We start from the raw sequence: 24336 nt of genomic DNA on the forward strand, positions 1-24336 counted from the left end.
TGCGCAAGCCTGGACTCGACCTCGCAGGCCGGGCAAGGCCAAACCGCCGCCCGGCGATGTCTCTGAGCGGAGGTTACTTCTCCGGACTGGTTTTGCTTTTCTGCAGGGTCTCTTTCAGCTGGCCAATCAGCTCGCGACGAAAATCGCCGAGCCGCGGTTTATCATCGGCGATCCACGGCAGCGGGCGGCACAGCTCCATCGCCTTGATACCAAGGCGGGCGGTAAGCAGACCGGCGCCGATGCCCTGCGCGGCGCGCGCCGACAGCCGGGCCGCCAGATCCTGCGACATCCAGTCCATGCCCACCTCGCGCACCAGTTCGCTGGCGCCGGCGAAAGCGATATTCAGCAGCACCAGGCGAAACAGACGCAGGCGGCTGTAATACCCCAGCTCAATGCCGTACAGGGTGGCAATTCGGTTGATCAGCCGCAGATTGCGCCAGGCGATAAACGCCATATCCACCAGCGCCAGCGGACTGACGGCGATCATCAGCGTCGACTCCGCCGCCGAGCGGCTGATTTCCCGCCGCGCCTGGGCATCGAGCACCGGCTGCACCAGCTGGGCATAGAGGCTGACCACTTCCCGGTCGCTTTGCGTTTCGTGGATGGCGGCATACCAGCGCTGCAGCGCCGGATGCGACTGATCCAGACCCGCCTGCTGCGCCAGCTTCTCACAAAAGGATTTCGCTTTGCCGACCGCGTGACTGTGCAGCATATCGCGGGCTTCATCGCGTTCGTGGGCGCGCTGGCGCAGTCGCCACAGGCGGCGCCACTCGGTGGCCACCGATCCGACGCCGGCGCCGACGATCAGCGCCCCGGCAGCGCAGCCGCCCAGCGCAATCCAGTCCTGCGTCTGCCAGGCGTTGGCGGTCCACTGTACCCCTTGCGCCACGACGCTGACGCCGAAGATCGCCAGGCCAGCGCTGACCATCCGCCGCCACAGACTGCGTTTCGGCCGCAGCACCGATTCCACCACCGCCTCTGCCGCCCCCTCTTCCTCTTCGCCGGTCACCAGAAGCGCCGGCGCGAAGTTGTCGGCTTCCCGTCGGTCAAAGGCGCGGGCGCTTTTCAGCGGCGGCGTTTTTTCCGCCTGCAGCGGGCCATCAAAATCAATCCGCGGTTTTAACGGTTCGCTCATCGCAGTTTATCTCCAATCAAAAATTCCAGCGCCGCGTCGAGGCGAATGTGCGGCAAGGGCCGATCGACATCCATGACCTGCGGACGAAAGTTTTCAAACTGAAATCCCTGCTGCTGCCAGAAGGCCTGCCCCGGCAGGCGCGCCGGCACCTCGCCGGGATAGATGGTCAACGGCTGGCCGTCGCTCAGCCGATTGCCGCGCAGGGCGGGGATTTTCTCGCCGTTCAGCTCAATCAGCCCGCTCTGGGTCGCCTGAATGGACGCCAGCCCCAGGCAATCCATACTGATCCCCTCGAAGGCGGCATTCTGCCACGCGTCCTGGATCAGCTGCTGCAGGAGCGACACCATATTGCTGTGCTGATCCACCGTGACGTGGTCGGCTTTGGTGGCGGCGAACAGCAGCTTGTCGATGACCGGCGAAAACAGCCGGCGGAACAGGGTGCGCTGCCCATAATGGAAGCTTTGCATCAGCTGGGTCAGCGCCAGGCGCATATCGTTAAACGCCTGCGGCCCGCTGTTCAGCGGCTGCAGGCAGTCCACCAGCACAATCTGCCGGTCGAAGCGCAGGAAGTGCTCTTTGTAGAACCCCTTCACCACCTTTTCGCAGTAGTACTTGTAGCGTTCGCGCAGCATGCCGGCGTTGCTGTGTTTATCGGCCTGCGCCAGCTTAGCTTCGCCGACGGCATCGACGTCAGGCCATGGGAAAAACTGTAGCGCCGGCGCGCCGGCCATTTCGCCGGGCAGGACAAAGCGTCCGGGCTGGATAAAGTGCAGCCCTTCACGCTTACAGGCGTGCAGATAATCCGTCCAGGCGGCGGCGATCTCGGCCAGCCGGGCCTCGTCGGCAGGGGCCAGCGGATCCAGCCCGGCGCACAACTGCCGCCAGCGGGTCGACCACTCCGCACGCTGTCCCTGCAGGAGTCCGGTCATCTGCCGCGACCAGCTCAGATAATCCTGCGCCAGCATCGGCAGATCGAGCAGCCATTCGCCCGGGTAGTCGACGATCTCCAGATACAGCGTGGAGGTGTCTTTAAAATGGCGCAGCAGGGAGTCGTTGGAACGGTAGCGCAGCGCGAGACGGATCTCGCTAACGCCGCGCGTCGGGGTTGGCCACATGGGGGGCTGGCCGTACAGCTGTGCCAGCCCTTCATCGTAGGTGAATCGCGGAATGCCGAAGTCCCTCTGCGGTACGCGCTTGACGCCGAGCAGTCGCTCTTCGCGCGCGGCGCTCAGCAGCGGCAGGCGGGCGCCGGTATGAATATTCAGCAGTTGGTTGACCAGCGCGGTGATAAACGCCGTTTTGCCGCTGCGGCTCAGGCCGGTCACCGCCAGCCGTAAATGCCGGTCAACCCCGCGGTTGACCAGCGCATTCAATTCAGTTTTCAGTCGCTTCATCGCCAGTCCGTTATGCCCTGAAGGTGTGTCTCGTCATCATAAGCTATCTGCCGGGGATAAGCAGGAGAACGTGAATCCTTTTGCGCCTTCCCCACGGCGGCGTTATTTCATCCCGCGCGTGACGCGGTTGGCCAGCCGGCTGAGCAGCGGCTCCAGCGCCACCGCCAGCAGCATTTTCAGCGGCCGTCGCGCGACCGATTTGACCGCCCAGCCGGCAACGCCCGCCGGGCCATAACGCAGCGCGGTCAGCAGCGCCAGCTTACCGACGATTTTCAGGCCGGGCTTAACCTGCTGCCCGGCGCGTTGCCATTTGCTATTCATGCGTTGCCTCACTCGTTAACAACAGGATTTACAGCTGACGAAAGCGGCTGCGCAGCGTGAAGGTGTCGGAGGTGACGTACCGTTCCATCTCACGCAGACGCTGTTCGCCGGAGGCCAGTTCGGCATCCACGGCGGCCAGCAGATCGCCATTGCTCGGCGCTTTGTGGCCGTAAAGCTCACTGTCCGGCATCGGGTCCAGGGCGAAGGTCAGAATGATGTAGGCCACCAGGACGAAGAAAAAGAGGCCAAAAATCATCGCCAGCACGGTAATCAGGCGCACCAGCTTCACCGGGACATCAAGATGCTGAGCAATACCCGCGCAGACGCCCTTGACCATCCCGCGCTGCGGGATACGCCACAGTTTTTTATTCAGATCCAGTCCAGCCATTATTTATCTCTCCAGTTCGGATGTTCGGCATCCAGGATCGCTTCCAGCGCCTGAATGCGCTCGCGCATCCGCTTCGCGTCATCGGTCAACTGCAGCAGCCGTTGCTGCTCATTTTGCGTCAGCGTCCCGTTGGCGCCGCGATTGTTGTAGTGCAGCCACAGCCAGACCGGCAGAACAAACAGCACAAACAGCGTCAACGGAATGGCGAGAAAAAGCATGCTCATGTGTACTCCTTACAGGGGGTGAGCCGCGGCGCAACGCCGCGCCGCGCAATCGTACTTACTGGTTGGACTGATTCATTTTGGCTTTCAACGCCGCCAGCTGCTCGCTGATTTCATCGTCCGCTTTCAGTTCGGCAAACTGCTGATCCAGCGTCTGCTGCTTGCCAAAGCGGTGACTCTCCGCTTCCGCTTCCATCTGATCGATGCGACGTTCAAAGGATTCAAAGCGCGCCATCGCCTCATCCAGTTTACCGCTGTCCAGCTGGCGACGCACATCGCGGGACGAACTCGCCGCCTGATGACGCAGCGCCAGCGCCTGCTGACGGGCGCGGGTTTCGCTGAGTTTGTTCTCCAGCTCGCCAATCTCTTTCTTCATGCGCGCCAGCGTTTCATCCACCAGCTGCACTTCGTGGTCCAGCTGAGCAATAAGGTCGGTCAGCTTCTGTTTTTCGATCAGCGCCGCCCGGGCCAGATCCTCTTTCTCTTTGCGCAGGGCCAGCTCGGCCTTTTCCTGCCATTCCGCCTGCTGGGCGACCGCCTGCTCAATACGACGGGTCAGCTGTTTCTTTTCCGCCAGCGCGCGGGCCGACGTGGAACGTACCTCAACCAGCGTGTCTTCCATCTCCTGGATCATCAGACGCACCAGCTTTTGCGGGTCCTCGGCTTTCTCCAGCAGGGAGTTGATGTTGGCGTTCACGATGTCGGCAAAACGAGAAAAAATACCCATAATTTCAGTCCTCATAGTTCTGGTTGCAGGCATTCACCTGTGGCTTAGCTAATACAAATTGCGTGCCAACTTTTTATCTTATTGATTTTAAACAGAGTGGTTGCGAAACAGGCAGGGCATTGCTACAGTCACCTGGTTAATCACACTACTTAATGGCGAAATTCATCATGGCGCAGTACAAGGATAATTTGCTGGGCGAGGCCAACAGCTTTCTCGAGGTGCTGGAACAGGTTTCCCGGCTGGCTCCGCTGGACAAACCGGTGCTGGTCATCGGCGAGCGCGGTACCGGGAAAGAGCTTATCGCCAACCGTCTGCACTACCTCTCCGCCCGCTGGCAGGGGCCGTTTATCTCGCTGAACTGCGCGGCGCTGAATGACAATCTGCTCGATTCGGAGCTGTTTGGCCACGAAGCCGGGGCCTTCACCGGCGCCAGCAAGCGCCATCCCGGACGCTTCGAGCGTGCCGACGGCGGGACGCTGTTTCTCGATGAGCTGGCGACGGCCCCGATGCTGGTGCAGGAGAAGCTGTTAAGAGTGATTGAATATGGCGAACTGGAGCGCGTGGGCGGCAGCCAGCCGCTGCAGGTCAACGTCCGGCTGGTGTGCGCCACCAACGCCGACCTGCCGCGGATGGTGGAGGAAGGCCATTTCCGCGCCGACCTGCTCGACCGTCTGGCCTTCGACGTGGTGCAGCTCCCGCCGCTGCGCGAACGGCAGAGCGACATCATGCTGCTCGCCAACCAGTTTGCCATTCAGATGTGCCGCGAGCTCGGTCTGCCGCTGTTTCCCGGCTTCAGCGAACGAGCCACCGCCACGCTGCTCGGCTACCGCTGGCCGGGAAATATTCGTGAACTGAAGAACGTCGTCGAGCGCTCGGTCTATCGCCACGGCGACAGCGAGCATGAACTGGACGCCATTATCCTCAACCCTTTCCGTCAGACCGCCGCCTCCGTGCCGGAGGCCGCGTCCGGGGACGAACTGCCCGCCCTGCCGCTGGATCTCCGCGATTTTCAGCTACAGCAGGAAAAACGCCTGCTGCAGCGGAGTCTGGAGCAGGCGAAGTATCATCAGAAGCAGGCGGCGGAGCTGTTGGGGTTAACCTATCATCAGCTCCGCGCGCTGCTGAAAAAGCATCAGCTATGAGAGGCGCGCGGCAGCAGCAGCGCGCTCACCGCCATCGCCCCCAGGCATAAGGCGGCGTTGAACCACAGGGCATACTGGGCGGCATGGGCCATACCGAGCGGCAAAAACAGCGCGAAAAGTGACGCCGTCACGGCAATCCCCATCGCCCCGCCCAGCGAGCTGCCCATCTTGTAGATCCCCGAGGCGACGCCAATTTTGTTCTCCGGCGCGTTGGCCACCGCCGTATCCGTTGACGGCGTGGCGTAGCAGCCCAGCCCGAGGCCGAACAGCACATTGCTGCCGAACACCACGCCGATATAGAGCGCCTTATCGAGAAAGGTGCAGGATATCAGGCCGATGGCGATGGCGGTCAGCACCGGGCCGGCCATCATCGCCAGGACGGTCACCAGATAGCCGAGGGTCATCATTCCACTCTCCAGCGGCGTCAGGTGGTGCCCCTGCTGCAGCCAGATGCTGGCGATCATCATGGTGCCAATCGCCCCGTTGAGCAGAAAGTTCGACAGCACCGCCGCGCCGTACGCCCGGTTGCGAAACAGCGCAAAATCGATCAGCGCCGCCTCGCCTTTGCGCAGCCCGCTGCGAATAAACACCGCGCCAGCGATCAGCGCCCCCGCCAGCATGCTCAACGACAGCGGACTGCTCCAGCCCCAGCCGTGGCCTTTGCTGATAAACAGATTCACCAGCACCAGCCCGGCGATAAGGCTCAGCAGGCCGCCAACGTCCAGCTTCTGCTGGCTGGCGCTGGCGCTGCGGCTCTCCGGCGTGCCGCGCAGTAACGCCAGCGCCGCCAGGGCAACGGCGATGGAAAAGACAAAGATCCAGCGCCAGCCCAGGCCGGTGGCGATAGCTCCGCCGACGAAGGAGCACAGGCCGCTGCCGCCCCACGAGCCGATGACCCAGAAGCTGACCGCCCGCTGACGCGCGCGCCCCTGGTACCAGGTCTTAATCAGCGCCAGCGTCGCCGGCATAATGCACGCCGCCGACAGCCCCTGCAGCACCCGGCCGGCGAGGAACAGCCCCGGCCCCTGGGCCAGTACCAACATGGCGCTGCCGACGATGCTCAGCCCCAGCCCGAGGGTGGTCATTCGCATGCGGCCAAACTTGTCCGCCAGGCCGCCGCTGGCCACCACGAAACAGCCGCTGAACAGCGCGCTGAGGCTGACGGCCAGGGTTAAGGTCTCAAGAGAAATATCAAGACTGCTTTTCATCGCCGGCACGACGTTAATCACCGACTGGGCAAACAGCCAGAAGGTTAAAACGCTCAGCACAATCCCCACCAGCAGACGATCGCTGCCGACATAGGGGGTGTCGCTTACGGTGACAGTGCTCATTGCATGGCCCTCCCGTTTCCGGTGATTAACGCAGATAGTGTTCCGTCAGGCCGCACCACAGCGCCGCGCCGCTAAGCAACAGCGCGTCGTTGAAGTCATAGCCCGGGTTATGCACCATGCAGCGATCCGGCTCGTCGCCAGCGCCGATAGTGAAATAACTGCCGTGGGGGTGCTGCTCCAGCATGAAGGCGAAATCTTCACTGCCCATAAACGGCTTCACCTCGCCCACCTGCTCTGCGCCAAACAGCGCTGTGGCCACCTCCCGCACCATGGCGTTGGCCGCCGGATCGTTACGTAATACCGGGCTGCCGTTGACGTGGGTCAGCGTAGCCGTGGCGTTAAAGCTCTCCGCCTGAGCCACGGCAATATCATGGATCCGCTGCAGCACGGTCTCGCGTACCTGCTCATTGAGGGTGCGCACCGTGAGCTTCATCAACACATGATCGTTAATGATATTGGGCGCATGTCCGGCCTGGATGCTGCCGACGGTCACGACCGCTGGCTCAAACGGGGTGATATTGCGCGAGACGATGGACTGCAGCGCGAGGGTAATATGGCAGGCCACCAGCGTGGCATCCACCGTATGCTCCGGTACCGCGCCGTGGCCGCCAACGCCCTTCACTTCAATATACAGCGTATCGGAGGAGGCCATCATCGCCCCGTCGCGCAGACCAATTTTACCCAGCGGCTGACCCGGCATATTGTGCAGGCCGAAGATGGCGTCGCAGGGGAACTGGTCAAACAGACCGTCCTCGACCATCACCCGCCCGCCGTACAGCAACTCTTCCGCGGGCTGGAAAATCAGCTGCAGCGTCCCGTTAAACTGGCGGGTGCGCGCCAGATATTCAGCCGCGTAGAGCAGCGTGGTGGTGTGCCCGTCATGGCCGCAGCCGTGAAAGCGCCCGTCAACCTGGCTTGCCCACGGCTTCCCGCTCCGCTCCTGCATCGGCAAGGCATCCATATCCGCCCGCAGGCCGAGGCGTTTTTCCCCGTGGCCGACGCGCAGCGTACCCACCACCCCGGTGCCCGCCAGGCCGCGATGAACCTCGTATCCCCATTCGCCAAGCAGTCGGGCGACCTCGCTGCTGGTCTGATGCTCTTCAAAGCCGATCTCCGGCTGCTGGTGGAACCGGCGACGTAAGGCAATAAATTGCGCCTCGTTGACCTGCAAGGCTTCAAGCAACGGATGTGTCATTTTTGTTATTCCTGTGTTGTGTTTGCACGACACTTTCGAGTTTATGCGGGTGAAACAGCTTTCAGGCGCGCTTTTTTGTTTTATATTGACGAGAAATGAATGAGTGTTTTTCATACATATCGGTTATGACAAAAAACAACCGGTTGCTTTTTGTCTACAGAGGAGAACCATGTGGAGCAGCATTCAGGCGACTTTAGCGTCACCGTGCGCGATGTGCGTCAGCTAAGCCAGCCGGAGAGCGATCTGCTGACGCTGCTGTGGGTGCTGGAGGGGAGCGTAAATCTGGCGGAGGCGGAAGGCGCGCCGCAGCAGCTTGCCGTCGACGGGCTGGCGATCGTTAACCGCAACCGTCGCTGGAGCCTGCGCAGCGCCGGGGGCAACGCGGTGATGATCCTCACCCTCTCCGCCAGCTGGCTGGCCCGCCTCGACAACGCCTTTTTTGCCGTCGACTACCAGATATCGCCGCGCACCCGCGATGCCGATGACGGCCTGCGCCGCCTGATGCGCCAGCTGCTGGTGAGCGGCCTGGTCAATCATCCCGGCCATTACCGGCTGGAGACCAACCGTTGGCTGAGTGAGATAGCGCTGCTGCTGGCCACGCGCTTCAGCCAGCCCATCGCCTTCACGCCACGGCGCGATGCTGAAAAATGGAGCCGGAGGATAGCCAGCGTAGTGGCGCGGATCGACGCCAACTATCAGCGCCGTCTCTCTTTACAGGAGGTGGCGGCCGCCGAGTTTGTCTCCGAGGCCTGGCTGTCACGCCTGTTTCACAAGGAGGTTGGCGTCAGTTTTGTCCAGTACCTCACTGCGCTGCGCCTGCGCCACGCCGCCGATCAGCTGTTAACCACCCGCAAACCCGTTCAGCAAATTGCCCGCGAGCAGGGGTTCGCCAGCACGCGGATGATGAGCGACCTGTTTAAGCGCCACCATGGGGTGACGCCGCGCCAGTATCGCGAGCGGTCCCCCCGGGAGCCGGGCCGACCGCGCCCGCCGCAGGGCGATCGCTGGCAGCCGGTGGCCGTGGACCGGCTCTACGCCCGCCTTAATGAGCCGGAACAACGCGACCGGGAGAGTCAGCCGCTGTTGATCAATCCGCCGCAAACCCGGGAGATCAACCTGCACCAGCGACCGGCGCGCGCCGCGGTGCTGCGCCATACCCGGATGGTGGTGACCGTGCGCGAGCTGGACGATCTGCTGCGGGAGGACGTGCGCCGCGAACTGGAGCAGTTGCACCGCGCCCTGCCGGTGTATGCCATCGATATCAACGATGCCTTTCTCAGCAGCCGCCTGTTCGGCACTGGCTGGGACGATCCGCAGATGGCTGGCTACGCCTGCTGGTACAACCTGCAGCAGATCTTCAGCTGGCTGGCGGCGATGGGCTGGCAGGTGATCCTGCATACCGGGGTCACCACCCGCAGCGATCTGCTGCAGCGCTTCCTACAACTCGCCGCCAACCATTTTCCACCGACGACGCTCAGCAGCTGGCGCTTTGTCTGGCACTGGTCGCCGCAGGCCAGCGAAGCGGCCCGCCAGGCGGCCTGGCGGCAGCAGCGCGAGGTTCTTCACCGTCTGCTGCCGCAGCCGCAGCTGGGGATCTGGCACCGCTTTGCCGCCAGCGCGCCCGGGGACGATCCGCTGTTCCACTCGCCGCTGCTGGCGGAAGCCGATTTTCTCGCCTGCCAGGCGGATGCCAACGAACGGCTGGATCTGGCTCAGGCGGACAGCAGCAGTCTGGCCTCCAGCGAGCACTATCCGGCACATAAGCTGCGACAGATCCACAGCGCCCTGCGTCAACGGCAGCTTAACCTGCCGCTATGGCTGCTCTCGTGGAATACGCTGACCGGCGATACGCGGGACACCAACGGGCGCTTTTTTCGCGGCGCGCTGTTGATGGATAATCTGCTGGGGGTCGCGGACCAGGTCTGGCTGGCGGGCTTCTGGTTAAACTCCGGCCTCCAGGGCGAAGCCCGCGCCAACGGCAAGCTGGATACCTCCAGCCTGGCGCTGCACTATCTGCACGGGCTGCCACGCCCGGTTTACTGGGTGCTGTGGCTCTGGCGACGGCTGCGCGGCGAGATCCTGTTTCACGACAAAAACCTGCTGCTGCTCCATCACCAGGGGCACTACCAGCTGCTGCTGCGCAATACGGTGGTCTACAACCCCTGGCTCTCCAGCGAAGCGGCTTTTATTCAACGCTTCAGCCAGCCGTACAATGTGCGGCTGCAGGGGCTAAAGGGCCGCTGGCGCATCAAACAGCACCTCTTCGATCAGCACCACGGCGCGCTGTTCCCGCTGGTGGACGCCTTTCGCAGCCGCAGCGGCCCCGACGCCGAAGATTATCAGTGGCTGATGCATCAGGCCCGTCCGGCGCTCAGCGTGGAGGAAGCCCGACTCGACGGCCACTGGCTGCGGGTCGACTCGCTGGAGAGCAACGCCCTGGCCCTGTACGAATTTACCCCTCAGTACTCCCCCGATGAGGATCCCGACGCCTGAAGCAGGCCGTGAATTTTGCGCTGGCTCTCCGTCGTCGCCGGGTTGAAAACCAGCAGCGACAGATCGGGGCGGCCCTCCACGGCAAAAGAGGTGAACTCCAGATCGAGCGGGCCCATCTGCGGGTGGTGAATGCGCTTATAGCCCTCGCCGTGGCCGGCGACGTCGTGGCTTTGCCAGAAACGGGCGAACTCGACACTCTGCTGGCTGAGCTCCGCGATCAGCTGGTCAGTTTCCGTCGTGGCGCCCATCCGCGTGACGTCGGCGCGAAAGGCATTAACGATAAGCTGCCCCACCGTCTGCCAGTCCTCCAGGGTGCAGCGGGCCTCAGGCCGGGTAAACAGGCGGCGCAGCACGTTGCGCTCCGCCAGCGGCAGCTGGCCGTAGTCGGTCAGCACCCTGGCCGCCGCCGCGTTCCAGGCGATCACGTCCCAGCTGGCGGTACGGATAATCGCCGGAATGGCGAAGGCATCGAGCACCCGCTGCAGCCGCGGCGTCATATCATCTGTGATCGTCAAACGGGTCTGCGGCGGATGGCCGAAGGCGAGTATAAACAGATGTTCGCGCTCCGGGGTGGTCAGCCGCAGACCGCGGGCGATCCGCTCCAGCACCTCGCGGGAAGGCGCCCCGCCGCGCCCCTGTTCAAGCCAGGTATACCAGGTCGGGCTGATGCTGGCGAGCTGGGCGACCTCTTCACGGCGCAGGCCCGGCGTGCGCCGGCGTCCCGCCGGGAAGCCAAACGTTGCCGGGTCGAGACGCTGGCGCCTGGCGCGGAGAAAATCACCTAAAGCATGATTGTCAGAAGTGTTCATCATCTGCCTGTAAGTCTGCCTGTTAGAATTTATACCCCGATAATGTCTCTACTTTTATAGTATGACATCGCGGGTAGGATACGCCTGATAACCCGTTCAGGAGGTTCATAATGCGTATATTTCTTACCGGCGCGAGCGGATTTATCGGCTCGCGTATTCTTCCGGCGCTGCAGGCGTCGGGCCATCAGGTTATCGGCCTCGTGCGCAGCGACGCCACGGCGCAGGCCCTGGAAGCGGCAGGGGTCGAGGTGCGCCGCGGCACGCTGGACGCCCCCGATTCGCTGCTGGCGGGCGTCGAGAGCGCCGACGCGGTGATCCATACCGCTTTCGACCACGACTTCAGCCGCTTTGCCGCCAACTGCGAGAAAGACCGCCAGGCGATCCTCACCATGGGCCAGGCGCTGCGGGGCAGCGCGCGGCCGCTGGTCATCACCTCCGGCACGCTGATGGGCGACGACGGGAGCGGCGCCCCGGCCCGCGAGTCGTGCTTTAACGCCGCGCACCCCAGCCCGCGGACCGCCTCAGAACTTGCCGGCCAGCAGCTGCTGGAGGCGGGAGTGGACGTCCGGGTCGTTCGCCTGCCGCAGGTGCATGACACCGTGCGCCAGGGGCTGCTGACCAGCTATATCGAACGCGCGGTCGCCAGCGGCGCGGTGGCCTTGCGCGGCGAGGGGAACCACCGCTGGTCCGCCGCTCATGTCGATGACGTCGCGCGCCTGTACGTCAGCGCACTGCTGCAGGGCGCTGCGGGCGAGCGCTACCATGCGGTGGCTGAAGAGGGGATCGCATTACGGGAGATTGCCGCAGTCATCGCCCGGGGCTTAAATCTGCCGCTGACCCAGCTGGATGAAGCCCAGGCTGACGCCTGGTTCGGCTGGTTTGCCCCCTTTACCGCCCTTGACCTGCGCGCCAGCTCGGCATGGACTCGCGAGCGATTGCAGTGGCAGCCGGTCGGCCCCGGGCTGCTGGAGGATTTACGGAATATGGATTATCAAAAAGTGACGTTGTCACGATAAGCAAATACGTTCCCCCCTGTATGACATCCGACGGGTAGGGTTACCCGCCCGTCGGACCCTCTGCTTTCTCCCCGCTATACTGAATTTATCCCCGGCGTTAGCGTCGCTTCCACCGTCTGGTCAACCGCGGCCAAACAGAGCTGACTGGCGATATCGGCGATAAAAAGTTACCATGTTTCATTATACAGACTCGGTTCCGCGACTATTTTAATCAATTGACTGAATACTATACGCACCCGGTAACCGCATTATCCCTCAGGCTTGTTGAAGGCGGTGGTGAATGTCTATGAATCTTAATAAGATAGAGTTCAACTCTATAATCAAACAGAAAATATGCGCCTGAAATTGTCATCTCTCCTGGCAGCGGTTTCCCTGCTGTGTGGGCAGGCTTTTGCCGCCCCTGCGCTCCCCGACCGCGCCGATATTCGCGACAGCGGTTTCGTCTATTGCGTCAGCGGCCAGGTTAATACCTTTAATCCGCAGAAAGTGAGCAGCGGCCTGATCGTCGATACGCTGGCCGCGCAGATCTACGATCGCCTGCTTGACGTCGACCCTTATACCTATCGGCTGGTCCCCGAGCTGGCGGAGAGCTGGGAAGTCCTCGATAACGGCGCCACCTACCGCTTTCACCTGCGCCGCCACGTCCCGTTTCAACGCACGGCATGGTTCTCCCCGACGCGGGATTTCAACGCCGATGACGTGATTTTCACCTTTGGCCGCATTTTTAACCGCGATCACCCCTGGCACAACGTCAACGGCAGCAGCTTCCCCTACTTCGACAGCCTGCAGTTTGCTGACAGCGTGGAGAGCGTCCGCAAGCTCGATAATCAGACCGTGGAGTTTCGCCTCAAGCGGCCGGATGCATCATTCCTCTGGCATCTGGCCACCCACTATGCGTCGATTACCTCCGCCGAATATGCCGCCCGCTTAACGCAGGACGATCGTCAGGAACAGCTCGATCGCCAGCCGGTGGGCACCGGCCCGTTCCAGCTGTCTGAGTACCGCTCCGGGCAGTATGTTCGCCTGCAGCGCCACCCCGGCTACTGGCGCGGCAAGCCGTTGATGCCGCAGGTGGTGGTTGACCTCGGCTCCGGTGGAATCGGCCGCCTGTCGAAACTGCTGACCGGCGAATGCGACGTGCTGGCCTGGCCGGCCGCCAGCCAGTTGACGATCCTGCGTGACGACCCGCGCCTGCGCCTGACGCTGCGTCCGGGGATGAACATTGCCTGGCTGGCCTTCAACACCGCCAAGCCGCCGCTGGACAACCCGGAGGTGCGCCACGCGCTGGCGCTGGCCATTAACAACCAGCGCCTGATGCAGTCTATCTACTATGGCACCGCGGAGACGGCGGCGTCGATGCTGCCGCGCGCCTCGTGGGCCTACGATAACGACGCTAAGATTACCGAATATAATCCCCAGGAGGCCCGCACCCGCCTGAAGGCCCTGGGGCTGGAAAATCTGACCCTCAAGCTGTGGGTTCCCACCAGCTCGCAGGCGTGGAACCCCAGTCCGTTGAAAACAGCAGAGCTGATCCAGGCGGATATGGCGCAGATTGGCGTCAAGGTGATCATCATGCCGGTGGAGGGGCGCTTCCAGGAGGCGCGGCTGATGGACATGAACCATGACCTGACGCTCTCCGGCTGGGCGACGGACAGTAACGATCCGGACAGCTTCTTCCGACCGCTGCTGAGCTGCGCGGCGATCGCCTCGCAAACCAACTTCGCCCACTGGTGTAACCGGGAATTTGATGACGTGCTGCAAAAAGCGCTGCTCTCGCAGCAGCTCTCCTCGCGGATGGACGCTTACAAAGAGGCCCAGCGCATCCTCGCTCGTGAACTGCCGGTCCTGCCGCTGGCCTCATCGCTGCGGTTGCAGGCCTATCGCTATGATATGAAAGGCCTGGTGCTTAGCCCCTTCGGTAACGCTTCGTTCGCTGGCGTATCGCGGGAGAAAACCGAAGAGGTGAAAAAACCATGATTATTTTTACCCTGCGCCGTCTGCTGCTGTTGCTGGTCACCCTCTTTTTTCTGACCTTTGTCGGCTTCAGCCTGAGCTACTTCACTCCCCATGCCCCGCTGCAGGGCGCGACCCTGTGGAATGCATGGCTGTTCTGGTTTGAAGGGGTGCTGCACTGGGATTTTGGCGTCTCCAGCATTAACGGCCAGCTGATTTCCGAGCAGCTGCGCGAGGTGTTCCCGGCGACCATGGAGCTGTGCATCCTCGCCTTCGGCTTTGCCCTGCTGATTGGCATTCCGGTGGGGATGATCGCCGGCGTGATGCGCAACAAATGGCCCGATACCCTGATCAGCGCCGTCGCGCTGGTCGGTTTCTCGATCCCGGTCTTCTGGCTGGCGCTGCTCCTGACCCTCTTCTTCTCCCTGACCCTCGGCTGGCTTCCGGTCTCCGGCCGCTTCGACCTGCTGTATGAGGTGAAAAACGTCACCGGTTTCGCGCTGATTGACGCCTGGCTTTCGGACTCGCCGTGGCGCCATGAGATGATCGTCAGCGCCGCCCGGCATATGGTGCTGCCGGTGCTGACCCTGGCGGTAGCCCCCACTACCGAAGTGATCCGCCTGATGCGCATCAGCACCAGCGAGGTCTATGACACCAACTACGTCAAGGCGGCCGCCACCCGCGGCGTCTCGCGACGCAAAATTTTACTGCGCCACGTGCTGCACAACGCCCTGCCGCCGGTGATCCCGCGCCTCGGCCTGCAGTTTTCCACCATGCTCACCCTGGCGATGATCACGGAGATGGTATTCAGCTGGCCAGGGCTGGGCCGGTGGCTTATCAACGCCATTCGTCAGCAGGACTACGCGGCGATCTCCGCCGGAGTGATGGTGATTGGCGCGCTGGTGATTATTGTCAACGTGATTTCCGATATTCTCGGTGCCATGGCTAACCCACTGAAACATAAGGAATGGTATGCCCTACGATAGCGTTTATCTGGAAAAGCGTCCGCCCGGCGCGCTGCGCACCGTATGGCGTAAATTCTATGGCGACACCACGGCGATGATCGGCCTGTACGGCTGCGCGGGGCTGCTGCTGCTTTGCGTCTTCGGCGGCTGGTTCGCCCCCTACGGCATCGACCAGCAGTTCCTCGGCTACCAGCTGCTGCCGCCATCGTGGTCGCGCTATGGGGAAGTCTCTTTCTTCCTCGGAACCGATGACCTGGGGCGCGATGTGCTCAGCCGACTGCTGAGCGGCGCGGCGCCGACCGTCGGCGGCGCTTTTGTCGTCACCCTCGGCGCCACGCTGTTTGGCCTGGTGCTGGGCGTCATTGCCGGATCGACCCACGGCCTGCGCTCGGCGGTGATGAACCATATCCTCGATACCCTGCTCTCCATCCCCTCGCTGCTGTTGGCGATCATCGTCGTCGCCTTTGCCGGGCCGCACCTCAGCCATGCGATGTTTGCCGTCTGGCTGGCGTTGCTGCCGCGCATGGTGCGCTCCGTCTACAGCATGGTCCACGATGAGCTGGAGAAAGAGTACATCATCGCCGCCCGCCTCGACGGGGCGTCGACGCTGAATATTCTGCTGTTCGCCATCCTGCCCAATATCGCCTCCGGCCTGGTGACCGAGATCACCCGCGCCCTGTCGATGGCTATTCTGGATATCGCCGCGCTGGGCTTTCTTGACCTCGGCGCTCAGCTGCCTTCGCCGGAATGGGGAGCGATGCTGGGCGATGCGCTGGAGCTTATCTATGTTGCGCCGTGGACCGTGATGCTGCCCGGGGCCGCGATTATGCTCAGCGTACTGCTGGTCAACCTGCTGGGCGACGGTATTCGCCGGGCGATCATTGCCGGGGTAGAATAATGCCGTTACTCGATATTCGTCACTTAACCATCGAATTTAAAACCAACGAAGGCTGGGTAAAAGCCGTCGACCGCGTCAGCCTGACCCTGACCGAAGGCGAAATCCGTGGCCTGGTGGGGGAATCCGGCTCCGGGAAGAGCCTGATCGCCAAAGCTATCTGCGGCGTGACAAAAGACAACTGGCGGGTCACGGCCGACCGCATGCGTTTCGACGACATCGATCTGCTGCGGCTGTCGAACCGCGAGCGCCGGAAACTGATCGGCCACAACGTGTCGATGATATTCCAGGAGCCCCAGTCGTGCCTCGACCCCTCTGAGCGCATCGGCCAGCAGCTGATCCAGAGTATCCCTGGCTGGACCTACAAGGGCCGCTGGTGGCAGCGGCTGGGCTGGCGTAAACGTCGGGCCATCGAGCTGTTGCACCGCGTCGGGATTAAAGATCACAAAGACGCCATGCGCAGCTTCCCCTATCAGCTGACCGAAGGCGAGTGCCAGAAGGTGATGATTGCCATCGCCCTGGCCAACCAGCCGCGCCTGCTGATCGCCGATGAACCGACTAACGCTATGGAGCCCACGACGCAGGCGCAGATTATCCGCCTGCTGACGCGGCTCAACCAGAACAACAACACCACCATTTTGCTGATCAGCCACGATCTGCAGATGCTCAGCAAATGGGCGGATAAAATCAACGTCATGTACTGCGGGCAGACGGTGGAGAGCGGGCCCAGCGAAGAGCTGATCACCCTGCCGCATCACCCCTACACCCAAGCGTTAATCCGCGCGATCCCGGATTTTGGCAGCGCCATGCCGCATAAAAGCCGTCTCAACACCCTGCCGGGGGCGATACCGCTGCTGGAGCAGCTGCCCATCGGCTGTCGGCTGGGGCCGCGCTGCCCGTACGCCCAGCGCGAGTGTATTGAAACCCCGCGTCTTACCGGGGCGCGCAATCACCTGTACGCCTGTCATTTCCCGCTGAACATGGAGAAAGAGTGAAATGGTCGAAACATTGCTGGAAGTGCGCCAACTCAGTAAGACCTTTCGCTATCGCACCGGCTGGTTTCACCGCCAGACGGTGGAGGCGGTTAAGCCGCTAAGTTTTACCCTGCGCGAACGGCAGACGCTGGCGATTATCGGCGAGAATGGCTCCGGAAAATCCACCCTCGCGAAGATGCTGGCGGGCATGGTGGAGCCCACCAGCGGCGAGGTGCTGATCGATGACCATCCGCTGACCTTCGGGGATTACTCCTACCGCAGCCAGAAGATTCGCATGATCTTTCAGGATCCGTCGACGTCGCTAAACCCGCGCCAGCGTATCTCGCAGATCCTCGATTTTCCGCTGCGGCTGAATACCGACCTCGACGCCGAAGCGCGGCAGAAACAGATCATCGACACCCTGCGCATGGTCGGCCTGCTGCCGGACCACGTCAGCTACTATCCCCATATGCTGGCCCCGGGTCAGAAGCAGCGTCTTGGCCTCGCCCGGGCGCTGATCCTGCGCCCGAAGGTCATCGTCTGCGATGAGGCGCTGGCCTCGCTGGATATGTCGATGCGTTCCCAGCTCATCAACCTGATGCTGGAGCTGCAGGAGAAACAGGGCATCTCTTACATCTATGTCACCCAGCACCTGGGAATGATGAAGCACATCAGCGATCAGGTGCTGGTGATGCATAACGGGGAAGTGGTTGAGCGCGGCAGCACCGCCGATGTGCTGGCCTCACCGTTGCACGACCTGACCCGACGCCTGATCGCCGGCCACTTCGGTGAGGCTCTCACCGCCGACGCCTGGCGCAAAGACGGCAAATAGTGCCGTCTCATTCACCTCGCCCGCAGACCTCACGCCGGCGCGTGGCCAGCGGTTCGCTTAAGGATGGCCACCGCGCTGGCGATGTCCGGCGCCAGCCAGCGATCGTCCTCCCAGCCAGGCACGCTTTCGCGCAGCAGGTCTCGCGCCCGGCGCGTGCCCGCCGCCAGCTTCTTCGGCTCGTGAAAATCGAGCCCCTGGGCGGCGAGTAAATATTCGATGCCCAGGATCTGATAGAGGTTGCCCAGCAGGCGCTGCAGTTTCAGCGCTGCGCCGGTGCCCAGGCTTAAATGATCCTCCTGCAGACCCGAGGTAACAAAATTATCCAGCACCGCCGGCTGCGCCAGCTGCTTGTTTTCCGCGCACAACGACGCGGCGACGTACTGGGCAATCATCATGCCTGAATTCACGCCCGGTCGGGCGACCAGGAACGCCGGCAACCCGCTCACCAGAGGATTCACCAGCCGGTCAAGGCGTCGTTCAGCGATGGCGCCCAGCTCAGCCATGGCAATGGCCAGCAAATCGCAGGCCATCGCCACCGATTCGCCGTGCGGATGCGCCTGGGAGACCACCCGCCACTGCTCAACGGTTCCCAGGATCAGCGGATTATCAGTACAGGCGTTGAGTTCGATATTTATCTGCGTCTGCGCGTGGCTAAACTGATCGCGGCAGGCGCCATGCACCTGAGGCATCGAGCGAAGGCTTAGCGCATCCTGGGTGCGAAGTCCTTCACTTTCGGCCAGCAGACGGCTGTCCGCCAGTAGCTCACGCAGCCGCTGGCCGCTGGTCTGGATCCCGGGGCTGGCTTTCAGCGCCAGGATCTCGGCATCGAATGCCACAAGCTGGCCGCGCAGCGCTTCAAAGCTCATCGCGCCGGTGACATCGGCCCAGTTCATTAAGCGCTCGGCGTCGTCTAACGCCAGACAGGCCAGACCGGTCATGCACGGCGTACCGTTGACCAGGCTCAGCCCCTCTTTCGCTCCCGGCGCGATGGGCTGCAGATCTAGCTGCGACAGGACCTCTGCCGCTGACCACGTTCGCCCCTGCCAGAGCACATCGCCAACCCCCATCAGGGCCAGGCCAATGTGCGCCATATGCGTTAAATAGCCAACTGACCCCTGGGAGGGCACCTGAGGGGTGACGCCATGCTGCAAAAACGCCAACAGCTGCTGCACTATCCCGGCGGAGATCCCGGATTTACCGTGGCTGAAATTGGCCACCGCGGCGCACATAATTGCCCGGGTTGGGGCGACCTCCAGCAACGGTCCCACCCCGCAGGCGTGGCTGAGCAACGTATTGCGCGACAGCTGGTGTAGCTGCGCTTCCGGCAGCGTAATATTGCACAGCGCCCCCAGCCCGGTGTTGATCCCATAGGCTACCTCGCCGGCTTTAACGATATGCTGGACAATCGCCCGCCCTTGCGCGATACGCGACCAGGCGCTGTCGCTGAGGCTCAAGGTCGCCTCGCCCCGCGCAACGCAAGCCACCTCCTGCCAGCGTATCGGCGCATCGCCCCACTGGATCATTTTCATACGACCTGTCCTGGCTGTTGGTGGCTGGAGATAAATTGCTTGAAGCGCGCGGACCCCTGGCTGCCAAACAGCGCCTCTGGCGCACCGTCGCAGTCAATCGTCCCCTGGTGCATAAAGACCACCCGGTTGGAAACATGGCGGGCGAATCCCAGCTCGTGGGTGACCACCAGCATCGTCCGTCCCTCCTCCGCCAGGCTGCGCATCACCTTTAGCACCTCGCCGACCAGTTCGGGATCCAGCGCTGAGGTCGGTTCATCAAAGAGCATGACGTCCGGCTCCATGGCCAGCGCGCGGGCTATCGCCACGCGCTGCTGCTGGCCGCCGGAGAGCTGCGCAGGATAGAAATCCTTTCGGTTCAACATCCCCACTCGCTCCAGCAACTGCTCAGCCTGTTCAATGCAGGTTCGTTTGTCCCGTTTGAGCACATAATGCGGCCCCTCGATGACATTCTGCAGAACCGTCATATGCGACCAGAGGTTAAAACTTTGGAAGACCATCCCCAGCCGCGAGCGCAGGCGCTCTATCTGCCGGGGGTTCGCCGCCAGCCGATGCCCGCGGGCATGATGCTTCATTTCAATCGTCTCGCCGCCGACGCTGACCACTCCGGCATCGGGCGTTTCCAGCAGGTTAATGCAGCGCAGCAGCGTACTTTTACCGGAGCCGCTGGCCCCGAGGATCGAAATGACATCGCCCTGCTGCGCCTGGATGGTGATCCCCTTCAGGACATCCAGGGAGCCAAAGGACTTATGAATATCGCTGACCGATAAGGTCACCGGACGTGAATCGAGCATCTTACTCTCCTTTGGTTATCGGCTTGAGCGACACGGTCGCCGGATTTTGCCGGGTATGCGGGGTTAAACGCCGTTCAAGCAGGGCGTACAGCTGCACAATGATGAAATTGAGCAGCAGGTAGATGGCCGCCGCGCAGAGGAATACCTCCATCGTCCGGTAGGTACGCTGAATAATCTGTTGGGCCACCCCCGTGACGTCCCAGACGGTCACCAGGCTTGCCAGCGCCGTCGACTTGACCAATAAAATGGCCTCCGTGGAGTAGGCTGGCAGCGCATAGCGCAGCATCACCGGGGCAATGATCCGCCGCAGCAGCAGCCAGCGCGACATACCGCAAGCCTGGCCGGCTTCAATCTGGCCCGGCGGTATCGCCAGCAACCCGCCGCGCAGAATTTCCGCGGTATAGGCCGCCGTACAGAGCGCCAGCGCAAGAACGGCGCAGATAAAGGGTTCGCGCAGCAGCGGCCACAGGAAACTGTGGCGGATCACCCCAAACTGACCCAGCCCGTAATAAATGAGAAACAACTGGATCAGCAATGGCGAACCGCGAAAGATCAGGATATAGCCTTTGGCGAAACCGCTTGCCAGCGGCCAGCGGCTCATTCGCAGCGCCAGAACGCCAAGAGCCAACACGCCGCCGAGCAAAAAAGAGCAGATAAAGAGCCCCAGCGTCACCGGCAGCGCCGCGCCGAGCTTCAACAACGTCTCACCGAGAAAGGCAAAATCGATAATCATATGGGCTCCTTACGCCTGCGCGGCGCTGCGACGCAGCCAGGCGCGGTTCAGACGGCTCTCCGCCCGGGTAAACGCGCGGTTAGAGAGCAGCGTCAGGATCAAATAGCAGCCGCCGCCGATGAGATAGAACAGGAAATAATCGCGGGTAGAGCCAGCGGCAATCTGGCTGGCGCGCATCAGTTCAACCATCCCGGTCACCGATACCAGCGCCGAGTCTTTGAGGCTCATTTGCCAGACGTTGGACAAACCCGGCAGCGAATAACGGACAATCTGCGGCAACAGGATGCGCTGCAGGATCCGCCAGCGCGGCATGCCAATGGCGGAAGCCGCCTCCACTTCACCGGGCATCAGCGCCAGACGAGCAGCACGGTAGACTTCCGCCTGATACGAGGAGGAGATCAAGCCAATCGCCAGAGCGCCAATCAGAAATGGCGGAACCTCAATAAAGCCGTCTGCGCCAAACAGACGCCCCAGCCATGAAATCATCCCTGAGCCGCCAAAATAAAACAGATAGATCACCAGTAATTCAGGGATACCGCGGAATACCACCGACCAGGCGGCGCCGAACCAGCGCGCTGGCGCGTGGCGGGACAGCTTCGCGGCGGCGATAACGCCGCCCACCCCCGCACCGACGGCCAGCGCCGCGAGCGACAGCAGCAACGTAGTCAGCGTTGCGCTGAGGATCAGCGTCCCCCACCCGTTTTCACCCAAACTCAGAAGATTTAACATGGTTGCCTCGCTCAGGGAGTCACGTCGCTTTTAAACCATTTCTCACTCAGTTTTTTTACCGTCCCATCGGTCAGCGCCGCCTGAATGGCGCTATCCAGTTTCGCTTTGAGTTCGGTATCGGCGAGGCGCACGCCCATCGCCTCACCGCCTCCCCAGATTGGGCCGCTCATCAGCGGACCGCTCAATGCCAGATTGCTATTCTCCGGGCGCGACAGGGTGGTGTTGGCAAAGGTAATATCATCAAACACCGCGTCGATGCGCTCAGCCTGCAGGTCGAGGATCGCATCCGCTGAGTTGTTATATTCCCGGACGTCAGCGATATCCTTGAAATACTTATCAATAAACGGGGTGTACACGGTGCCGGACGCGATGCCGATGGTTTTCCCTTTCAACGCCGCGCGCAGAGGCGCAATCGCCGCCTGAATCTCTTTCTCATCATCATGAAGCTTAACCGTCGGAGACGGAGGGAGCAGCGACCCTTTTACCGCAATGAAAGAGGCCGGCGTGGCTGCGTATGCCTGGGTAAACGCCACGACCTTCGAGCGCTCTGGGGTGACGACGATAGCATCCATGATCACGTCATATTTTCCGGCGTTAAGTCCGGCAATCATGCCATCCCAGTTCTGCACCACCAGTTTGCATTCGATCTGCATCCGCTGGCATAAATTCGCCATAAGCTCGGGCTCGAAACCGCTGAGTTTCCCGCCGGGAAGCGTCAGATTCCAGGGTTCATAGCCGCCTTCCGTAGCGATGGTGATCGATTTCCACTCTTTAGCGTATGTTGAGCCACCAGACAGCAGTAGCCCCGAAAACAGGGTGACCAGGCAGGCCTGGCGGAAAGTAATACGCTGTTGCATTTTCATTCTCCCGATCGCGTTTTGTCATGATGGCTCTGGTCAAGGCGATAAGATAATTCGCAGATGACTGCTCATGTATATACAAGCATTGACAAACCCGCACACGCGCTCAATGATGGATTTGTGAGCCCTGTTGTAAATAATTTGTAAGAGCTTTGAGACAAGCGTGTAACAAATACTATCCACTTCCGACTTCCGCCGAGCAAACTATGATCACCTATTTTGATTACGCTACCTTGCCCGTCACACCATGGAAGAACGGCGCCGGCGCCACCCGGGAAATTATCGCCATTCCTTCCGTAGATGCGCCTTTTCTCTGGCGCGCGAGCATTGCCACCCTGCAGGCCGATGGCCCATTCTCCCCTTTTCCCGGCGTCGACCGGACGATCGTCCTGCTGGCGGGGCAACCGCTACGGCTGCGCGGGGAGGAGATCGACCATCCGCTGGCGCGCTGGCAGCCGTGGGCGTTTCCCGGCGAATGGGCGCTGTCCAGCGTCGGGATCGTTGAGCCTGGACTGGACTTCAATGTCATGACCCAGCGCGGGCGAGCCCTCGCGCAGGTTGAAGTGGTGAGCGACAGGCAGCGACCGGCCACTAACGGGGTTGCTTATGTACTGCAGGGTGAATGGGATCTGGCCGGACGGCGCTGCGCCGTCGGCAGCGGGCTCTGCTGGCACGGCGACGCTCCGGGCGAGTTGCGGCCTCTCAGCGCCGATGGGCGTCTGCTGCTGGCGGCGATTGCGCTCAAATAGTCAGCAGAGAAAAATGGTATACTTGAGCCATCGCGATCGGCTTTTACCCCGCGCGGCGCGGGCCGGCTGAAAAATATCGTGACACAAGGGGTCGTCAGTGGGATATAATTCCCGGCTAAATTTGAGTTATTTTGAAATAACAATGTTAACGTTATGATTGTTAAAGTAAAAATAAGCAATAACGATAAGGATTAAAGCTATGGGTTTTCTTTCCGGTAAGCGCATTTTGATCACTGGCGTCGCCAGCAAACTGTCCATCGCCTACGGTATTGCGCAGGCAATGCACCGCGAAGGCGCGGAACTGGCATTCACCTATCAGAATGAAAAACTGAAAGGTCGCGTTGAAGAGTTTGCTGCCGCGCTGGGTTCTGACATTGTGCTGCCGTGCGACGTTGCTGAAGATGAGAGCATCACCGCGCTGTTCACCGAGCTGGAAAAAGTCTGGCCAAAATTCGATGGTTTCGTCCACTCTATCGGTTATGCCCCGGCTGACCAGTTAGACGGCGACTACGTCAACGCGGTCACCCGCGAAGGTTTCAAAATCGCGCACGACATCAGCGCCTACAGCTTCGTGGCGATGGCTAAAGCCTGCCGCACGATGCTGAACCCGGATTCTGCTCTGCTGACGCTCTCCTACCTGGGCGCCGAGCGCGCGATCCCGAACTACAACGTGATGGGTCTGGCGAAAGCCTCTCTGGAAGCGAACGTGCGCTATATGGCGAACGCGATGGGTCCGGAAGGCGTTCGCGTCAACGCTATCTCCGCCGGTCCGATCCGTACCCTGGCCGCGTCCGGTATCAAAGATTTCCGTAAAATGCTGGCGCACTGCGAAGCGGTCACCCCGATCCGTCGCACCGTCACCATTGAAGACGTGGGTAACAGCGCAGCCTTCCTGTGCTCCAACCTGTCTGCGGGTATCTCCGGTGAAGTCGTTCACGTTGATGGCGGGTTCAGTATCGCCGCTATGAACGAGCTGGAACTGAAATAAGTTCCTTCCCCTCCTCGCCCCGGTGAGGAGGGTTTTCCCTTCCCAGGCCTTGCGCTCTCCCTGTTATTCCAATCGGCTATTTGATAGCACGTATCAATATTTTCTCCTGCTTCCGGGTTACGCCAGGATAGTTCTGCATAAACGATCCGCGGAACGGCGGTTCGCC

The 24336-nt window shown here is 61.6% G+C and carries 24 protein-coding genes; 10 read left to right on the forward strand and 14 right to left on the reverse strand.

Annotated elements, in window-relative coordinates:
* Positions 1-73: 73 nt before the first annotated feature.
* From LGM20_RS14570 to pspA, 6 genes are all read right to left on the reverse strand, one after another.
* The gene (locus LGM20_RS14570; RefSeq protein ID WP_023289359.1) at positions 74-1135 is read right to left on the reverse strand and encodes a YcjF family protein; all 1062 of its coding nucleotides are present in this window, start codon (positions 1133-1135) and stop codon (positions 74-76) included.
* The gene (locus LGM20_RS14575; protein ID WP_032452561.1) at positions 1132-2529 is read right to left on the reverse strand and encodes a YcjX family GTP-binding protein; all 1398 of its coding nucleotides are present in this window, start codon (positions 2527-2529) and stop codon (positions 1132-1134) included. The genes LGM20_RS14570 and LGM20_RS14575 overlap by 4 nt, the downstream gene beginning before the upstream one ends.
* A 102-nt stretch (positions 2530-2631) precedes the next feature.
* Positions 2632-2850 (reverse strand): phage shock protein PspD, encoded by a 219-nt coding sequence (gene pspD, locus LGM20_RS14580; RefSeq protein WP_002901915.1) that lies wholly within the window; start codon positions 2848-2850, stop codon positions 2632-2634.
* Between the two features lie 28 nt (positions 2851-2878).
* Positions 2879-3238: an envelope stress response membrane protein PspC gene (pspC, locus tag LGM20_RS14585; RefSeq protein ID WP_004203911.1), complete on the reverse strand. Its 360-nt coding sequence runs from the start codon at positions 3236-3238 to the stop codon at positions 2879-2881.
* Complete coding sequence (gene pspB / locus LGM20_RS14590) at positions 3238-3462, reverse strand: envelope stress response membrane protein PspB (RefSeq protein ID WP_023289357.1); 225 nt, start codon at positions 3460-3462, stop codon at positions 3238-3240. Before pspB ends, pspC begins: the two co-directional genes overlap by 1 nt.
* 55 nt (positions 3463-3517) lie before the next feature.
* Positions 3518-4186, reverse strand: coding sequence for a phage shock protein PspA (gene pspA, locus LGM20_RS14595; protein WP_004203910.1), 669 nt, complete (start codon positions 4184-4186; stop codon positions 3518-3520).
* A gap of 152 nt (positions 4187-4338) precedes the next feature.
* Between pspA and pspF the strand changes: the two genes are divergently transcribed.
* Positions 4339-5328 (forward strand): phage shock protein operon transcriptional activator, encoded by a 990-nt coding sequence (pspF, locus tag LGM20_RS14600; RefSeq protein WP_162823499.1) that lies wholly within the window; start codon positions 4339-4341, stop codon positions 5326-5328.
* On the opposite strand, the gene LGM20_RS14605 is transcribed toward pspF, so the two are convergent.
* Positions 5319-6659, reverse strand: coding sequence for an MFS transporter (locus LGM20_RS14605; RefSeq protein WP_044522471.1), 1341 nt, complete (start codon positions 6657-6659; stop codon positions 5319-5321). The two genes, pspF and LGM20_RS14605, sit on opposite strands and share 10 nt — an antisense overlap.
* A gap of 25 nt (positions 6660-6684) precedes the next feature.
* Complete coding sequence (locus LGM20_RS14610; RefSeq protein WP_044522465.1) at positions 6685-7854, reverse strand: M20 aminoacylase family protein; 1170 nt, start codon at positions 7852-7854, stop codon at positions 6685-6687.
* A 171-nt stretch (positions 7855-8025) separates the two neighbouring features.
* Between LGM20_RS14610 and LGM20_RS14615 the strand changes: the two genes are divergently transcribed.
* Complete coding sequence (locus LGM20_RS14615) at positions 8026-10347, forward strand: helix-turn-helix domain-containing protein (RefSeq protein WP_044522464.1); 2322 nt, start codon at positions 8026-8028, stop codon at positions 10345-10347.
* Here the strand turns inward: LGM20_RS14615 and LGM20_RS14620 are convergent.
* Positions 10314-11156, reverse strand: coding sequence for a helix-turn-helix transcriptional regulator (locus tag LGM20_RS14620; RefSeq protein WP_044522463.1), 843 nt, complete (start codon positions 11154-11156; stop codon positions 10314-10316). The two genes, LGM20_RS14615 and LGM20_RS14620, sit on opposite strands and share 34 nt — an antisense overlap.
* Positions 11157-11263: 107 nt before the next feature.
* On the opposite strand from LGM20_RS14620, the gene LGM20_RS14625 reads away from it, so the two are divergent.
* From LGM20_RS14625 to sapF, 6 genes are all read left to right on the forward strand, one after another.
* Positions 11264-12172 carry an SDR family oxidoreductase gene (locus LGM20_RS14625; RefSeq protein WP_072096645.1) on the forward strand — a complete coding sequence of 303 codons (909 nt, stop codon included), beginning with the start codon at positions 11264-11266 and terminating at the stop codon, positions 12170-12172.
* A gap of 333 nt (positions 12173-12505) precedes the next feature.
* Positions 12506-14149: an ABC transporter substrate-binding protein SapA gene (gene sapA, locus LGM20_RS14630; RefSeq protein WP_044522460.1), complete on the forward strand. Its 1644-nt coding sequence runs from the start codon at positions 12506-12508 to the stop codon at positions 14147-14149.
* Entirely contained in the window at positions 14146-15111 is a 966-nt protein-coding gene (gene sapB, locus LGM20_RS14635; protein WP_017900865.1) for a putrescine export ABC transporter permease SapB, read from the forward strand. The genes sapA and sapB overlap by 4 nt, the downstream gene beginning before the upstream one ends.
* Positions 15098-15988, forward strand: coding sequence for a putrescine export ABC transporter permease SapC (gene sapC / locus LGM20_RS14640; protein ID WP_004151901.1), 891 nt, complete (start codon positions 15098-15100; stop codon positions 15986-15988). Before sapB ends, sapC begins: the two co-directional genes overlap by 14 nt.
* On the forward strand, positions 15988-16980 hold the full coding sequence (gene sapD, locus LGM20_RS14645; protein ID WP_023289349.1) for a putrescine export ABC transporter ATP-binding protein SapD: 993 nt from the start codon (positions 15988-15990) through the stop codon (positions 16978-16980). Before sapC ends, sapD begins: the two co-directional genes overlap by 1 nt.
* A gap of 1 nt (position 16981) precedes the next feature.
* The gene (gene sapF, locus LGM20_RS14650; protein ID WP_004203898.1) at positions 16982-17791 is read left to right on the forward strand and encodes a putrescine export ABC transporter ATP-binding protein SapF; all 810 of its coding nucleotides are present in this window, start codon (positions 16982-16984) and stop codon (positions 17789-17791) included.
* A 29-nt stretch (positions 17792-17820) separates the two neighbouring features.
* Here the strand turns inward: sapF and LGM20_RS14655 are convergent, their stop codons facing one another.
* The 5 genes from LGM20_RS14655 to LGM20_RS14675 are packed head-to-tail and all read right to left on the reverse strand — an operon-like array spanning position 17821 to position 22430.
* Complete coding sequence (locus LGM20_RS14655) at positions 17821-19320, reverse strand: HAL/PAL/TAL family ammonia-lyase (protein ID WP_044522457.1); 1500 nt, start codon at positions 19318-19320, stop codon at positions 17821-17823.
* Positions 19317-20111: an ABC transporter ATP-binding protein gene (locus LGM20_RS14660; RefSeq protein WP_017900863.1), complete on the reverse strand. Its 795-nt coding sequence runs from the start codon at positions 20109-20111 to the stop codon at positions 19317-19319. Before LGM20_RS14660 ends, LGM20_RS14655 begins: the two co-directional genes overlap by 4 nt.
* A gap of 1 nt (position 20112) precedes the next feature.
* The gene (locus LGM20_RS14665) at positions 20113-20844 is read right to left on the reverse strand and encodes an ABC transporter permease (protein ID WP_023289347.1); all 732 of its coding nucleotides are present in this window, start codon (positions 20842-20844) and stop codon (positions 20113-20115) included.
* A 9-nt stretch (positions 20845-20853) separates the two neighbouring features.
* The gene (locus LGM20_RS14670; RefSeq protein ID WP_023289346.1) at positions 20854-21573 is read right to left on the reverse strand and encodes an ABC transporter permease; all 720 of its coding nucleotides are present in this window, start codon (positions 21571-21573) and stop codon (positions 20854-20856) included.
* An 11-nt stretch (positions 21574-21584) separates the two neighbouring features.
* The gene (locus tag LGM20_RS14675) at positions 21585-22430 is read right to left on the reverse strand and encodes a transporter substrate-binding domain-containing protein (protein ID WP_044522454.1); all 846 of its coding nucleotides are present in this window, start codon (positions 22428-22430) and stop codon (positions 21585-21587) included.
* 209 nt (positions 22431-22639) lie between these two features.
* Between LGM20_RS14675 and LGM20_RS14680 the strand changes: the two genes are divergently transcribed.
* Positions 22640-23182 (forward strand): HutD/Ves family protein, encoded by a 543-nt coding sequence (locus tag LGM20_RS14680; RefSeq protein WP_044522452.1) that lies wholly within the window; start codon positions 22640-22642, stop codon positions 23180-23182.
* A 199-nt stretch (positions 23183-23381) separates the two neighbouring features.
* Positions 23382-24170 carry an enoyl-ACP reductase FabI gene (gene fabI, locus LGM20_RS14685; protein ID WP_023289343.1) on the forward strand — a complete coding sequence of 263 codons (789 nt, stop codon included), beginning with the start codon at positions 23382-23384 and terminating at the stop codon, positions 24168-24170.
* Positions 24171-24336: the final 166 nt, after the last annotated feature.

Origin of the sequence: Klebsiella quasipneumoniae subsp. quasipneumoniae, assembly GCF_020525925.1 — a bacterium.
GTDB classification, from domain to species: Bacteria; Pseudomonadota; Gammaproteobacteria; order Enterobacterales; family Enterobacteriaceae; genus Klebsiella; species Klebsiella quasipneumoniae.